General features: G+C 40.2%; 14 protein-coding genes. 13 read left to right on the forward strand and 1 reads right to left on the reverse strand.

Going from position 1 to position 15,080, the window contains the following annotated elements:
* Positions 1–15: 15 nt before the first annotated feature.
* From CINF_RS00325 to CINF_RS09040, 7 genes are all read left to right on the forward strand, one after another.
* On the forward strand, positions 16–1,293 hold the full coding sequence (locus CINF_RS00325) for an NTP/NDP exchange transporter (RefSeq protein ID WP_179975321.1): 1,278 nt from the start codon (positions 16–18) through the stop codon (positions 1,291–1,293).
* Positions 1,294–1,477: 184 nt separating this feature from the next.
* Positions 1,478–1,666, forward strand: a complete 189-nt coding sequence (locus CINF_RS00330) for a hypothetical protein (RefSeq protein ID WP_179975322.1) — start codon at positions 1,478–1,480, stop codon at positions 1,664–1,666.
* Positions 1,667–2,166: 500 nt separating this feature from the next.
* Entirely contained in the window at positions 2,167–3,243 is a 1,077-nt protein-coding gene (locus tag CINF_RS00335; protein ID WP_179975907.1) for an NAD(P)-dependent alcohol dehydrogenase, read from the forward strand.
* Positions 3,244–3,303: 60 nt separating this feature from the next.
* On the forward strand, positions 3,304–3,756 hold the full coding sequence (locus CINF_RS00340) for a cupin domain-containing protein (RefSeq protein WP_240156166.1): 453 nt from the start codon (positions 3,304–3,306) through the stop codon (positions 3,754–3,756).
* Positions 3,757–3,767: 11 nt separating this feature from the next.
* The gene (locus tag CINF_RS00345) at positions 3,768–4,784 is read left to right on the forward strand and encodes a carboxymuconolactone decarboxylase family protein (protein ID WP_240156133.1); all 1,017 of its coding nucleotides are present in this window, start codon (positions 3,768–3,770) and stop codon (positions 4,782–4,784) included.
* 14 nt (positions 4,785–4,798) lie between these two features.
* Positions 4,799–5,230, forward strand: coding sequence for a cyclophilin-like fold protein (locus tag CINF_RS00350; protein WP_179975324.1), 432 nt, complete (start codon positions 4,799–4,801; stop codon positions 5,228–5,230).
* Between the two features lie 245 nt (positions 5,231–5,475).
* The gene (locus tag CINF_RS09040; protein ID WP_275690510.1) at positions 5,476–5,604 is read left to right on the forward strand and encodes a hypothetical protein; all 129 of its coding nucleotides are present in this window, start codon (positions 5,476–5,478) and stop codon (positions 5,602–5,604) included.
* A gap of 233 nt (positions 5,605–5,837) precedes the next feature.
* Here the strand turns inward: CINF_RS09040 and thiC are convergent, their stop codons facing one another.
* Complete coding sequence (gene thiC / locus CINF_RS00355; RefSeq protein ID WP_178695661.1) at positions 5,838–7,163, reverse strand: phosphomethylpyrimidine synthase ThiC; 1,326 nt, start codon at positions 7,161–7,163, stop codon at positions 5,838–5,840.
* A gap of 193 nt (positions 7,164–7,356) precedes the next feature.
* Here thiC and fabZ point away from each other — a divergent pair, with 193 nt between their 5' ends.
* From fabZ to carB, 6 genes are all read left to right on the forward strand, one after another.
* Positions 7,357–7,794, forward strand: coding sequence for a 3-hydroxyacyl-ACP dehydratase FabZ (fabZ, locus tag CINF_RS00360; RefSeq protein WP_420808756.1), 438 nt, complete (start codon positions 7,357–7,359; stop codon positions 7,792–7,794).
* A 2-nt stretch (positions 7,795–7,796) separates the two neighbouring features.
* Positions 7,797–8,594 (forward strand): acyl-ACP--UDP-N-acetylglucosamine O-acyltransferase, encoded by a 798-nt coding sequence (gene lpxA, locus CINF_RS00365; protein WP_179975325.1) that lies wholly within the window; start codon positions 7,797–7,799, stop codon positions 8,592–8,594.
* Positions 8,587–9,810 carry an ATP-dependent Clp protease ATP-binding subunit ClpX gene (gene clpX / locus CINF_RS00370; protein WP_179975326.1) on the forward strand — a complete coding sequence of 408 codons (1,224 nt, stop codon included), beginning with the start codon at positions 8,587–8,589 and terminating at the stop codon, positions 9,808–9,810. Before lpxA ends, clpX begins: the two co-directional genes overlap by 8 nt.
* A gap of 149 nt (positions 9,811–9,959) precedes the next feature.
* A complete protein-coding gene (locus CINF_RS00375; RefSeq protein ID WP_178695667.1) occupies positions 9,960–10,997 on the forward strand; it encodes a rod shape-determining protein in 1,038 nt (345 codons plus the stop codon).
* 28 nt (positions 10,998–11,025) lie between these two features.
* Positions 11,026–11,772 (forward strand): rod shape-determining protein MreC, encoded by a 747-nt coding sequence (gene mreC, locus CINF_RS00380; protein WP_179975327.1) that lies wholly within the window; start codon positions 11,026–11,028, stop codon positions 11,770–11,772.
* Positions 11,773–11,810: 38 nt separating this feature from the next.
* Positions 11,811–15,071, forward strand: coding sequence for a carbamoyl-phosphate synthase large subunit (gene carB / locus CINF_RS00385; RefSeq protein WP_178695671.1), 3,261 nt, complete (start codon positions 11,811–11,813; stop codon positions 15,069–15,071).
* The last annotated feature ends 9 nt before the right edge of the window (positions 15,072–15,080 follow it).

Below are 15,080 nucleotides of genomic sequence, written 5' to 3' on the forward strand. Positions count from 1 at the left end.
CGACAAGGCTTAGCGATGAGACAAATGCATTTATTTTTTGGCAAACTTTTGAGCTTAAAGCAAGGCGAATTCAGGCTTTTAGCACTTTCTTTTGGCTTTATTTTCGTGCTTTTTAGCTCTTATGCCTTGCTTCGTCCTATGCGCGATGCTTTGGGGCTTGAAGGCGGCAAAGATGAGTTAAAATGGCTATTTTTGGCGACTTTTGCAAGCTGTATCATCGCCTCGCTCGTGCTTATGTGGCTTAGCACGCGCATAAGGCGCAGGTTTTATACGGACTTTGTCTTTGTTTTTTTCGCGCTTAATCTCATCGGCTTTTTCGTGGCGATGAACGCCTTTGAGACGAAAAGCGTGGAGTTTGTGTGGCTTGCGCGCGCATTTTATGTGTGGGTAAGCATTTTCAACCTCTTTGCGTTCTCATCGGCGTGGAGTTTGATAGCGGACATTTTCAGCAAAGAAGCCAGCCAAAGGCTCTTTGGTATCATCGCAGCGGGCGCAAGTCTTGGCAGCATAGCGGGCGCAAGCAGTGTAAAAATTTTTGCAAATTTAATCGGTGCTAGCAACTTAGTCTTTGCCTCTGTGGTGCTTTTGCTGCTTGGTGTGGTGCTTAAAAATTTGATGATAAAAGAGCTGGGCAAGCTCGAAAATAGCGTGAATTTAGCACGCTTTGACAAAACCATAGGCGCGAAAAACCCTTTCATAGGCTTTACACTCATCGCTAAAAGCCCGTATTTGCTGGCTTTGTGCGCCTTTGTGCTGCTGCTTACGAGCGTTTCGACTTTTTTATATATGGAGCAAGCGCGCATAGTCCGCGAAGCCTTTGCCACGCGAGAAGCGCGTATGGCTGCCTTTGCAAACATTGATTTAGTCGTGCAAATTTCAGCCCTCATCATACAAATCTTTCTCACCGCTAAAATCGCTCAGTTTTTTAAACTCACGGCGTTGCTTGGCGTGCTTGGCTTTGTGATATGCGCGGGCTTTGTGGTGCTTATCTTTACGCACCCTGCGTTTTTGCCTTTGGCTGTGGTGATGAGCGTGCGGCGCGTGGGTGAGTATGCACTCGTAAAACCCGGGCGCGAAATGCTCTTTGTGCCACTTTCAAGCGATGAAAAATACAAAGTCAAAAGTTTCATCGACACGGTAATTTACCGCGGCGGAGACGCGCTTTGGGCGCAGTTTGAAAGCCTGCTTGCAAGCGTGAGTATCACGCTCGTGCTTGGCGTGGGAGCTTTTGTGAGCTTTGTGTGGGGGCTTTTGGGCGTGTTTTTGGGTAAGAAATATGAGAAAATAACTTAATCCTTTGACAAGTCCGCTTTTGCCTGCTCTAAAATCTTTTCATCGCTCGCAAAGTCAAAGAATTCAAACTCATTGCCGTGCTTTGCCTTGCAAGCCTTTGGCTTGAATTTACTCAAATTTTAAATTTTTTGTGAAAATTTGTAAAATTTGTTATAATGCTGAATGTAAAATTTAAAGGTTGATGATGAAAAAATGCTTATTTATAATCTTGCTTTTAGCCTGCGTAAATGCCCTAAATGCGGCGAATTTTAGCGAAAAAAGCACGCTTTCGCTTGGAGCGTATGGCAACTTTGGCGCTGCTATGGGCGAGAAGCCATTTTGCTACGAGATACAAGACGCAAAAAACAAATTTGGCTCAATTCTTGGCATTTAAAAATTCATCAGCTTTTTGACAAACACTCAAAAAATCAAAAAATTTCACACAAATTTAAAAATTTTAAATTTTTTTGTAAATTTTAAAATTTTCCCCTTGACAAACACTTGGTGTAATGCTTTATAATGTTGAAAGATAAAGTTAAAAATAGTGTGGCAAAAGCCTTTAAACTCAGGCTTTACAAGCAAAAGGTTAGTTTGCAAGGCTTCCAAACACAAGGCTAGTTTAATAAGGCTTTATAAACGCAAGGCGAGTTTAGCAAGCCTTTGTCACGCAAAACTTTATAAATTTTATTTTACAAAGGAGCAGTGATGAAAAATTCATCATCAAGGCGCGATTTTATCGCAAATTCGGCAAAATTAGGCGTGGCATTAGGCGCAGTAGCGAGTTTGCCACTAGGTGCTTTTGCGCAAAACACAGGCGCGAATTCAAATTCGAATTTGACAAAAAATTCAGGCGCAAACAGCACAAACTCAGTCGTTGGCACAAACGAAGCCATAATGCAAGCTAAAAACGGCTCACGCATTCAAAGCAAGGGTTATGCGGCTTTTGGCAAGGATTTTAAATTCAAGCCTTACAGCTTTACACGCCACGCACTTGGCGAAAAGGACATTCTCATTGAGATTTTGTATGCTGGCATTTGCCATAGCGACTTGCATTCAGTAGCAGGCGACCATCACGAGCCTATTTATCCTATCGTTCCCGGACACGAAATCGCTGGACGAGTGGTTGCTGTGGGTAAAAAGGTGAGTAAATTTAAAGTGGGCGATTACGCTGGCATAGGTTGTATGGTAAATTCTTGCGGCAAGTGCGAAGCGTGCAAGCGTAGCGAAGAGCAGTTTTGCACAAATGCTAAAACAGTCTTTACCTACAACAGCACAGACCACTTTCACGGCGGCGAAAACACCTATGGAGGCTACTCAAACAACTATGTAGTAAGCGAAAATTTCGCCATCAAAGTGCCAAAAGGCGCACAAATTCAAAAGGTTGCGCCACTTTTATGTGCTGGCATTACGACTTACTCGCCTATAATGTTTAGCAAGGTTAAAAAAGGGCAAAAAGTCGCGGTTGCGGGCGTGGGCGGCTTGGGACATATGGCGGTTAAGTATATGGTAGCTTTGGGCGCAGAAGTAACAGGCTTTGACATAGTAGATAAAAAAGAAGCCGTGCTAAAACTTGGCGCAAAACGCTTTGTCAAGGTAGGCAGCAAGGAATTTGATGAGATTAAAAACGAATTTGATTTTATCATCTCAACCATACCTTATCACTACGACATAAACGCCTATCAAAAAATGCTTAAAATGTATGGCGAAATGGCTATTGTTGGCTTGCCCGCACCAAAAGACAATCCAAATTTAAACGCAAATGCGATGATTTGGAACTTTCGCCGCAAAATTTATAGCTCACTCATCGGCGGCATAAAAGAAACCCAAGAAATGCTTGATTTTAGCGTAAAGCACAACATTTACCCCGAAATCGAGCTTATCCCCATAAACGAGCTTGATAGTGCGTATCAAAAAGTCGCGCAAGGCAAGGCGAATTTCCGTTTCGTCATCGATATGAAAACTTTGAGCTAGGAGGCAAAGATGAAAAAGATGAAAAATCTAGCATTAGTGGCTATTTTAGGGGGTTTTGTTATGGCAAATGCGACTGATTTAAAAAATGCGACAAGCTCACAAGAGCTAGTAAAAGCTGGCTCGCTTGGGGGCTTTGAGAACAACGAGCAGTTTTTCACGGGCAAGGTGAAGGTGTCTTATCTGTTTCAAAATGCGCCTTATCGCCCTTTTGGCGGGGCTTTGGTAGAGTTTAGCAAGGGCGCACGCACGGCTTGGCACACGCACCCAGCGGGGCAAACGCTCATCGTAACGGATGGCGTTATCATCACAGCTACCGAGCAAGGCGTGGTGCAGCTAGCGCACAAGGGCGACACCGTGCTTTGTCCGCCTGATTTAAAGCACTTTCACGGAGCGACAGACAAGCAAAGTGGCGCACATATCGCACTTGCAGGCGTTAAGGACGGGCAAAATGTCGTGTGGCTTGACAAGGTAAGCGACAAAGAGTATAAAGAAGCCCTTAAAAAAGCTCAATGAAAGGCGCGACAATGAGCAAGCAAAACAAAATTCGGCGTGAATTTGAGCGTGAATTTCAAAATGCGAGCGAATTTCGCGGCGATTTTCAAAGCGAAATTCAAAACACTTGCCAAAACTCACGCCGCAAATTCATCAAAACGAGCGCGAAAATGGCGAGTTTAGCCACGCTTTCAGTATTTACAAGCATAAATTTAAACGCTTGTAAAAACGATGAAAAAAGCGGCTCAAAGGCTTACAATCCAAATCAAAACAACCTAAATTCAAACAAAGGAGAGACGATGAACCTAACAAACACAGCAAGGCAAAATTTAGAGCGTTATTTTGGCGCAGATTTTGCACGCGGCGAGCTGGCGCAAAATGACAAAGAATTTTTCGAGGCTTATGCGAATTTCGCTTTTGATGAGGTGCTAGCGCATACAAATTTAGACGAAAAAGAGCGTTTGATGCTCACACTTGGTGCGCTCATCGCCACGCAGGGCGCAAGCGAATACAAAAATATGCTTGAAGCTGCCCTAAACGCTGGCGTTTTGCCCGTGCAGGTAAAGGAAATTTGCTATCAAGCCACGCCTTATGTGGGTATGGGAAAGGCTTTGGAGTTTATTTTGGCGACAAATGAAGTGTTTAAAAAGCACCAAATCGCCTTGCCTTTGCCAGCTCAAAGCACGACAATAAGGCAAAATCGCGTGCAAAAAGGGCTTGAAACCCAACGCGCACTTTTTGGCGAAGCCATAGACAAGGGCAACGCCGCCGCGCCAGCTGATGAAAAGCACATACGCACCTTTTTGAGCGGGCATTGCTTTGGGGATTTTTACACGCGCGAGGGGCTTGATTTGCGTTTTCGCGAGCTTTTAACCTTTGTCTTTGTGGCAAGTTTGGGCGGAGCGGACGCACAGGTAAAAGCGCACATACAAGGCAATTTCAACATAGGAAACGACAGAGCAAGGCTCATCGCCACGCTCACCGCGCTTGTGCCTTACATAGGCTATCCACGCGTTTTAAACGCACTTGGAGCTATACCAAAGGCTTAAATTTAGGAGCGAAAATGAAAAAAATTTGTGTCATTTTGGGCGTGGTGCTTGCGCTTTGCGCCTTTGGAGCAGATAAGGGAGAAAAAATGCAAATTCAGCTTTCATTAAACGATGAAAAAACCATTGCCCAGCTTGAAAACAACCCCGCCACGCGTGATTTTTACGAGCTTTTGCCCTTGAATTTAAAATTTAGCGATTATGTGGGTAAAGAAAAAATTAGCCACGAGCTAAAAAAACGCCTAAACACTAGCGGTTTGAGCGGTTATGCGCCGCAGGTTGGGGATTTGTTTTATTTCGCGCCTTGTGGAAATTTGGGCATTTTTTACGACAAACAGCCTTTTCACAGCGGTTTGGTGCGTTTTGGTAATGTCGGCACAAATTTTTTGGCTAAAATCAAAGCGCAAAAAGATGACTTTGAAATCAAATTTGAAAAAGTCGTAAAATGAAATAAAATGCGTGATTTGAAAGAAAGACTGAATTTAGAGCGCGTGGATTTTAGCCACGAAATTTTTGCGCGCAAATTTGAGTGTGAAATTTAGGGCGAAATTTGAAAAATTTTAAAAAATTCAAAAAAATTTCGTAAAAATTTAAAAATTTAAAAAATTAAAATTTTTTAAATTTTTGAATTTAACCCTTGGCGAATATTTGGTGTAATGCCTTATAATAATGCTAGAAATTTAAAAAAGGCGTTTTGCGACTTTTGCACGCTGTATCATCGCCTCGTTCGTGCTTATGTGGCTTAGCCACGCATAAGGCGCAGGTTTTACACGGACTTTGTCTTTGTTTTTTTGTGCGCAAATATCATCATTTTTTCGTTTAGTTCTTTTTTATTTTTAGCTCTAAGATTATTTAAAATTTCACTTTTGTGTAAGTGGGCTAATGCCCCAAGCTAGCGTTAAAAATGAGCGGTTTGCCACCGCTCGTTTTTTATTAAATTTTAAAATTTCACAGCTCAAAGTTTTTGGCAAATATTTCATTTATCTTCGCACTTTTGGCTAAAATTAAATTTATTATACGCTAAATACTCTTGTTAAAAGCATAAAAATTATAAAATTATTTTTTTTCATTTATATCTTGCGTGATTTTATAAGCGCAAAATTTTGGCCCGCACATAGAGCAAAATTTCGCCTCTTTAAAACCCTCAGCAGGCAAGCTTTCATCGTGTAATTCCCTTGCTTTATCAGGATCTAAGGCTAAGTTAAATTGCTCTTGCCATTTAAAATTCCACCTTGCATCGCTCATTTTATGATCGCGTTCAATCGCACCCGGGCGTTTAAGCGCGATATCTGCGATATGCGCTGCGATTTTATGCGCTATTATTCCATCTCTTACATCTTGGGCATTTGGCAAGCCTAAATGCTCTTTTGGCGTAACATAACAAAGCATACTAGCCCCATGAAATGCCGCCATTGTCCCGCCTATGGCACTTGTGATATGATCATAGCCTGCGCCTATATCAGTAGGCAATGGGCCTAAAATATAAAATGGCGCGTCATCACAAAGGCGTTGCTCTTCTTTCATATTAAATTCTATCTCATTAAATGGCACATGCCCTGGGCCTTCGATCATTACTTGAACATTTTTTGCTCTTGCTCTGCGCCCTAGCTCGCCAAGCACGGCTAATTCGCTCATTTGCGCTTCATCGCTAGCATCAGCCAAGCACCCAGGCCGCAAGCTATCGCCAAGGCTAAGAGCTACATCATAGCGCGCGCAAATTTCTAAAATTTCATCAAAAGCTTCATAAAATGGATTTTCTTTATGATGTTTTATCATCCAAGATGCCATTAAAGAGCCACCACGACTTACTATGCCCATTTTTCGTTTTGCCATTAGGGGCATAAATTTTAAAAGCATACCTGCGTGGATTGTAAAGTAGCTAACGCCTTGCTGGGCTTGTTTTTTAAGGCATTCGAGCATTATTTTTGGTGTGAGATTTTCTAAATCGCCTATGTCGTGGATTATTTGATACATCGGCACCGTGCCAATTGGCACAAAGCTATTTTTAATAATTGCTTCTCTAATAGCGTCTAAATCGCCACCAGTGCTTAAATCCATCACGGTATCGGCTCCGTATTTTAGACAAATTTTAAGTTTTTCTACTTCTTCATCTAGGTTGGAGCTAAGTGCGCTTGAACCGATATTTGCGTTGATTTTAGTTCGCACAGCGCGTCCTATTGCCATAGGCACTAAATGCGTGTGGTTGATGTTTGCTGGGATTATGCATTTACCTTGTGCTACTTGCTCCATTAAAAACTTCGCATCTATCATTTCGTTTTTGGCTATAAATTCCATTTCTGGCGTGATGATGCCCTTTTTAGCGTAGTAAAGCTGGGTTGGGGTTGGATCATTTTCGCGCTCATGGCACCATGATTTTCTCATTTTTCATCCTTTAAAATTTTTAGGGCGGATTTTATCTTAAAAAACTCAATTTTTATTAAGTTTTTAATATTAAATTTTAAAATTTTTCTTTGGCTTAAAATTGCGTAAATATAGAGCAGGCTTGCTTTTTGTAAGTAGATTTTAAAAATTTTTTGCTAAAATTGCGGGATTTTTTTAAAGGCTACTTGTGATTATGGACATTACGCAAATACAGCAGATTTTACCGCATAGATTTCCTTTTTTATTGATTGATAGAGTAGTGGGCTTAGAGCCTGGCAAGCTAATAAAAGCTTATAAAAATGTAAGCATAGGTGAAAATATCTTTATGGGGCATTTTCCAGGCCATCCTATATATCCTGGCGTGATGATAATTGAAGGCATGGCACAAGCTGGCGGTGTTTTAGCGTTTAAAAGCGATGAAAGCATGGATATAGAAAATAAAGTCGTGTATTTTATGAGTATTGATGAAGCAAAATTTAGATCGCCAGTAAGGCCAGGGGATCGCTTAGATTATGAACTTATGGTCTTAAAACATCGTGGTAATGTCTGGGTGCTAGCTGGCAAGGCTTATGTAGATGGCAAGCTTTGTGCTGAGGCTAAATTAACGGCAATGATAGTAGATAAAGATTAACAATGAAAATCAGCCCCCAAGCAATAATAGAAAATGGCGCTAAAATCGGCGAAGGTTGCGTGATAGAGCCTTATGCCTTTGTGGGTAAAAATGCCGTAATTGAGCAAAATTGCACCATAAAACAAGGCGCAAGAATAGTCGGCAACACAAAAATAGGTCAAAATTCCATAATTTATAGCTACGCCATCATAGGCGATATTTGCCAAGATATAAGCTATGCAAAAAGCAGTAGCGAGGGTTGTGGGGTAGTAATAGGCAAAAATGCTAGCATAAGGGAGTTTTGCACGATAAACTCAGGCACGCATAAAAACGATGAATGCGATGGCTACACGCTAATAGGCGATAATGCTTTTATAATGGCCTATTGCCACATAGCCCATGATTGTCGCTTGGGCGATAATATAATTTTAGCAAATAATGCCACGCTTGGCGGGCATGTAAGACTTGGCGATTTTGTCGTAGTTGGCGGGCTAACGCCTATTCATCAGTTTGTTGAAGTTGGTGAGGGTTGTATGATAGCTGGCGCATCAGCACTTAGCCAAGATATAGTGCCGTTTTGCTTGGCTGAGGGCAATCGCGCTTATATACGCGGGCTAAACTTAGTAGGGCTTAGACGGCGTTTTGATAAAGAAATTGTTGAAGCAATAAATAAGGCGTATAAATTTTTATTTAAAGGCGATTTAAAAGATAACGCGCGCACTTTAATGGAGCAAAATCCAAACCCGCAAGTGCTAAAAATGTGTGAGTTTATTTTAAAAACTACGCGCGGAATCCCGCTTAAAAAGGAAATAAATGGCTAGAAAATGTAGTTTTTGTCATAATTATGAAAGTGCTGATAGAAAAATTTTATCTAATAACAACGATAGTGCGTTTATTTGCGAGTATTGCACAGACGCTGCTTATGGGGCTTTTCATGGTGATGAAAGAATTAGCGAGCAAGAAAACAAAAACGATGAATACGATTATAGCGACATAACGCCAAAAATGCTAAAAAGCGTGCTTGATAGCTTTGTAATAGGTCAAGAGCAAGCCAAAAAGGTATTTAGCGTGGGCGTGTATAATCACTACAAGCGCATATTTCGCAAAAATTTAGTAGATGATGATACAGAACTTGCTAAATCAAATATTTTATTGATTGGGCCAACTGGTAGCGGCAAAACCTTAATGGCGCAAACCTTGGCGCGCTTTTTGAAAGTGCCTATTGCAATTTGTGATGCTACAAGTCTAACAGAAGCTGGCTATGTGGGTGAAGATGTAGAAAATATCCTAACTAAGCTTTATCACGCAGCTGGCGATGATGTAAAAAAAGCAGAGCAGGGGATAGTTTTTGTCGATGAAATAGACAAAATCGCTAGAATGGGCGAAAATCGCTCTATTACGCGAGATGTAAGTGGCGAGGGCGTTCAGCAAGCTTTGCTTAAAATTATAGAAGGTAGCGTGGTAAATATCCCGCCAAATGGTGGCAGAAAGCATCCAAATCAAGATTTTATCCAAATAGACACTACTAATATTTTGTTTGTTTGTGGTGGGGCTTTTGATGGCTTAGATGAAATAATTGAGCGCAGAATTGGCAAAAATGTGTTAGGTTTTGGGCAAGAAAAAAGAAGCAAACAAGAGCGCGAAAATATCTTAAATATGGTAGAGCCAGATGATTTGGTACATTTTGGTTTGATACCTGAGTTGATTGGTCGCTTACATTCGCTAGCAACGCTAAATCAAATAGGCGCTGATGATATGGTTAAAATTTTAACCGAACCAAAAAATGCGCTTTTAAGGCAGTATCAAAAGCTATTTGCTATTGATGGGGCGAATTTAAAATTTGATGAAGATGCTAAGCTTGAAGTGGCAAATTTAGCTCTCAAACGAAAAACTGGCGCGCGCGGACTTCGCTCTATAATGGAAGAGATGATGACAGATATTATGTTTAATTTACCTGAACTAAACGGCTATGATGTGATAATCTCAAAAGAAGTAGTAGATAAAAAAGCCCAGCCACTTTTGCTTAAAGCTAAATAATTTAAAATGAAATTTTAACTCTATTTAACAAAACATTGATTTTAAAAAGCTTTTAATTAGCCTTAAAATCAATGCTTTTTTAAAAAGAGCAAATTTTAATAATATTTTTTAAGGCGCAAGCCACAAGCACTTTTATATAAGGATAGAATATGTTTTTAGATACTATTGTAGGTTTATTTTCTAGCGATATGGCTATTGATTTAGGCACTGCTAATACGCTGGTTTTAGTTCAAGATAAAGGTATAGTTATAAATGAGCCAAGCGTTGTTGCTGTCGAGCGTGAAAGATACGGACGCCAAAAAATTTTAGCAGTAGGACACGAAGCAAAAGAAATGGTCGGCAAAACCCATAGTGGCATAGAAGCAATTCGCCCGATGAAAGATGGAGTAATAGCGGATTTTGATATAACAGAAAAAATGATTAGATATTTTATAGAAAAAACCCACCGCCGTAAAAGTTTTATCCGCCCGCGTATTATTATTTCAGTGCCTTATGGCCTAACGCAGGTTGAGCGAAAGGCAGTAAGAGAAAGCGCTTTAAGTGCTGGCGCGCGCGAGGTGTTTTTAATAGAAGAGCCGATGGCAGCAGCGATTGGGGCTAATTTGCCTGTAATGGAGGCACAAGGTAGCTTGGTAGTAGATATTGGTGGCGGAACGACTGAGATTGGCGTAACTAGCCTTGGCGGTTTGGTGATTTCAAAAAGCATTCGCGTAGGCGGAGATAAAATAGACGCTGCCATAGTAAATTATGTAAAAGAAAAGCATAATTTAATAATCGGCGAGCGCACAGGCGAAGAGATAAAAATTAAAATTGGGTGCGCTGTGCAATTACCAAAAGAACTAACAATGAATGTAAAAGGACGCGATCAAATAAGCCGTATGCTTTCAAGCATGGAACTAAGTAGCGAAGATATAAGAGAAGCCATTCAAGAACCACTTAAAGAAATAGCTGATGCTTTAAAATTTGTGCTAGAAAAAATGGCACCAGATCTCGTGGCTGATATATTTAAAAGCGGAGTGGTGCTAACTGGTGGTGGCGCGTTGATTCGCGGGCTAGATAAATATTTGGCTGAGATTGTTAAACTGCCTGTTTATGTGGCTGATGAACCGCTTTTAGCCGTGGCAAAAGGCACAGGCAAGGCACTTGAAGAAATAGCTATTTTACAAACCTTAGCAAATGGAGATTAAAATTTATAAGCGATTTAGGTAGTGGTTAATGCGGGGAAAGTTTAAGTTTTTATTATTATTTGCGTATGTGATTTTAATATCATTTTATGCTAGTGATACCTTAAAAAAAATCTTTTTAGATAGCACAGATGATGTAATAACGACTTTTTATTCTTTTTTAGATTATTCTAAAAATACAATCGCCCAGCACATCGATCAAGCCGAACAAATAAAAATTTTACAAGAAAAAAATGAAGAATTACAAGAGCGCGCAGCCTTGCTGATGGCATTTGATTATGAGCTTAATGATTTATTAGCAGATAATAATTCAACGCTGTTTAAGCCTTATGCTAAGCTTGTGCGCGCTATGAGTTATGCAAAAATCGGCGATAGTAATAAAATTTGGATAGATTTTAAAGATTATAATGCTAGTAAAATTTATGGCCTAATGCACAAGGGCGTAACGGCTGGGATTGTCATAAACGATACTGGCAGGCCACTTGCTATTTTACAAAACGACCCAAAAAGTAGCTTTGTGGTTTATATTGGCGAGCGCAAAATTCCAGGCGTGGCAAAAGGCACTGGCAAGGGCGTTGAGATAAAATATATAGCAAAATGGCTAGAGCCACAAATTGGCGATGAGGTTTATACTAGCGGGTTGGATGATATATTTTTTGGCGGTATTTCTGTGGGTAAGATTACTGGCGTTGTAGATGAAACCATTTATTTAAGCGCGTCTGTTCAAACTTATTCTAATGTGGGTGTGCCGGAGTTTTTGTATGTGCTTAGCAAGTAAGGCTAGTAAATTTTAAGTTATGTAATAAAGGATAATTTATGCCAAAACGATCTGATATAAAAAATATTTTATTGATTGGTAGCGGGCCTATTGTGATTGGTCAAGCTTGTGAGTTTGATTATAGTGGCACGCAAGCAGCTAAAACGCTAAAAGATTTAGGATATCGCGTAGTGCTTATAAATTCTAATCCAGCCACTATTATGACAGATCCTGATTTTGCCGATGCTACTTATATAGAGCCTATTACCACACAAAGCATTTCGCGCATAATCCAAAAAGAAAAAATTGACGCCATTTTGCCTACAATGGGCGGCCAAGTAGCTTTAAATGTGGCTATGGAGTTATATGAAAAAAACGAGCTTTACGGGGCGGAGTTTATCGGCGCAAACCCAGAAGCGATTAAAAAAGGCGAAGATAGAGTTGAGTTTAAAAAATCTATGCAAAAAATCGGTATGGATTTGCCAAAATCAACTTATGCTTATAATGCCGATGAGGCAATGCACGCAGCAAATGAAATAGGTTTTCCGCTAATTATTCGCGCTAGCTACACACTTGGCGGTGCTGGTAGTGGCGTGGCGTATAATATAGACGAGTTTAAGGTGCTTGCTGAGGCTGGCTTAGATGCTAGCCCGATAAATGAAATTTTAATTGAAGAAAGTTTGCTAGGCTGGAAAGAATACGAAATGGAGGTAATTCGCGATAAAAATGATAATTGCATTATAGTTTGCTCCATTGAAAATTTTGATCCTATGGGCGTGCATACTGGCGATAGCATCACAGTGGCCCCAGCTCTTAGTTTAACCGATAAAGAATACCAAAGAATGCGCGATTTTAGCTTTAAAATTTTACGCGAAATAGGTGTGGATACTGGCGGAAGCAATGTGCAATTTGCCATAAATCCAAAAGATGGGCGTATGACAGTAATTGAAATGAATCCGCGCGTTAGCCGTAGCTCAGCACTTGCTAGCAAGGCCACAGGCTATCCAATAGCAAAAGTCGCCACAATGCTAGCAGTTGGGTTTAGTTTAGATGAGATTAAAAACGATATAACCGGCACGCCAGCAAGTTTTGAGCCGGTGATTGATTATATAGTTACAAAAATCCCGCGCTTTACTTTTGAAAAATTTCCGGGCACTAACCAAACTCTTGGCACGGCGATGAAAAGCGTGGGCGAGGTTATGGCAATAGGGCGCACTTTTAAAGAAAGCATACAAAAGGCTCTTTGTAGTTTAGAGCGCGGATATAGTGGGTTTGATTATTTAGAGCTTAGCCATAATGAGCTAGAACGCGGGCTAAGAAGCGGGCATGAAAAAAGAATTTTATATCTAGCACAAGCTTTTAGAGATGGTTTTAGTTTAGATGAAATTTACTCTCTTAGCAAGATCGATCCGTGGTTTTTAAATGAAATTAGCCAAATAGTGGAATTTGAAAAATACATAAATATGGATATTTTAAATAATCCAGCACTTTTAAGACGAGCTAAAACAATGGGATTTAGCGATAAAATGATAGCTTTTTTAATAAATAAAAATGATAATTTAGAGCTAAGCCAAAATGATGTTTTTTATGCTATGAAAAAATACGAGATAGAGCATGATTATTTTCAAGTAGATACTTGTGCTGGCGAGTTTGAAGCGCTTACGCCTTATCTTTATTCAAGCGTTAGCGTTGATAATGGCGTAAAAATACCAGCTGAGTTTAAAAGCCTTAAAACTACAAAAAAAGTGCTAATAATAGGCGGCGGGCCAAATCGCATAGGTCAGGGCATAGAGTTTGATTATTGTTGCGTGCATGCTAGCTTTGCCTTAAAAGATTTAGGCATAAAAAGCATAATGTATAATTGCAACCCTGAAACTGTTAGCACAGATTATGATACTAGCGATGAATTGTATTTTGAGCCGATTGATTTTGAGCATTTACGCGCCTTAATAGAAAAAGAACGCCCAGATGGCGTAATAGTGCATTTTGGCGGGCAAACTCCACTTAGATTTTCTAAAATGCTCTCATTAATTCAAAGCAAAATCATAGGCACTAGCGCAAGAGCTATTGATTTAGCAGAAGATAGAAAGAAATTTAGCGAGTTTATTACAAAATTAGGCATCAAGCAACCTAGCAACGACACAGCTATTAGCGAAAGCGAAGCCATAAGCAAAGCGTCTAAAATAGGCTATCCTGTGCTAGTGCGTCCTAGCTATGTGCTTGGTGGGCGAGCTATGCGCCGCGTGCATAATGAGAGCGAATTAATTGAATATATGAGCGAAGCCGTAGAGGTTAGTAATAATTCGCCTGTTTTACTTGATAAATTCTTACAAAATGCCACTGAGCTTGATGTAGATGCAATTAGTGATGGTAAAGAGGTTTATATAGGCGCGATTATGGAGCATATTGAAGAAGCTGGCATTCATAGTGGCGATAGTGCAAGTATTTTGCCACCGCGTTCATTAAGCCCTGAAATGATAATCTTAGTAGAAGAAAGCACGCGAAAAATCGCTATAAGTTTGGGTGTAATTGGCTTGATGAATATACAATTTGCCGTATCTCAAAATGAACTTTATATAATAGAAGTAAATCCGCGCGCAAGTCGCACCGTGCCTTTTGTAAGCAAGGCTACTGGTATGCCGCTGGCTAAAATAGCCACGCGGGTAATGTGTAAGGGCGATTTGCTTGAAGCATTAAAATTTTATGATAAGTTTAATGTGCTTGAAAAAAAGGGCGATATTTACACAGCGCGCTCAAAAGGGCAAATATGCGTTAAAGAAAGCGTTTTCCCATTTGATAAAATGCATGGCGCTGATATTGTGCTAGGACCTGAAATGAAAAGCACGGGCGAAGTAATGGGCATAAGCGATAGTTTTGAAAAAAGTTTTATCAAAAGTCAATTAAGCGCAAAAAATGAATTACCAAGCTCTGGCGCGGTTTTTATAAGTTTGGCCGATAATGATAAGGCAAGGGGCGTAGAATTAGCCAAAAAACTGCTTGAATGCGGATTTAGCATTTTAGCTACTGGCGGGACTTATAAGTATTTTAAAAACCAAGATATAGAGTGCGAGCTAGTTTATAAGATCAGCCAAGGACGCCCAAATATAGAAGATAAAATTAAAAATGGCGAGATCGCGCTTGTGGTAAATACTAGCGATACTAAATCAAGCAGCAGTGATACATATAAAATCCGTCAAGCTGTATTGCGCTTTAAATTGCCGTATTTTACAAATATTCGCACAGCCTTAATAGCGGCTTGGTCTATCCCGCATACTAAATCCGCCCTTGAAGTTAAAAGCTTACAAGAGTTTTTGGCTTAAATTAAGAAC

Origin of the sequence: Candidatus Campylobacter infans, from assembly GCF_013416015.1 — a bacterium.
Lineage (GTDB): Bacteria > Campylobacterota > Campylobacteria > Campylobacterales > Campylobacteraceae > Campylobacter > Campylobacter infans.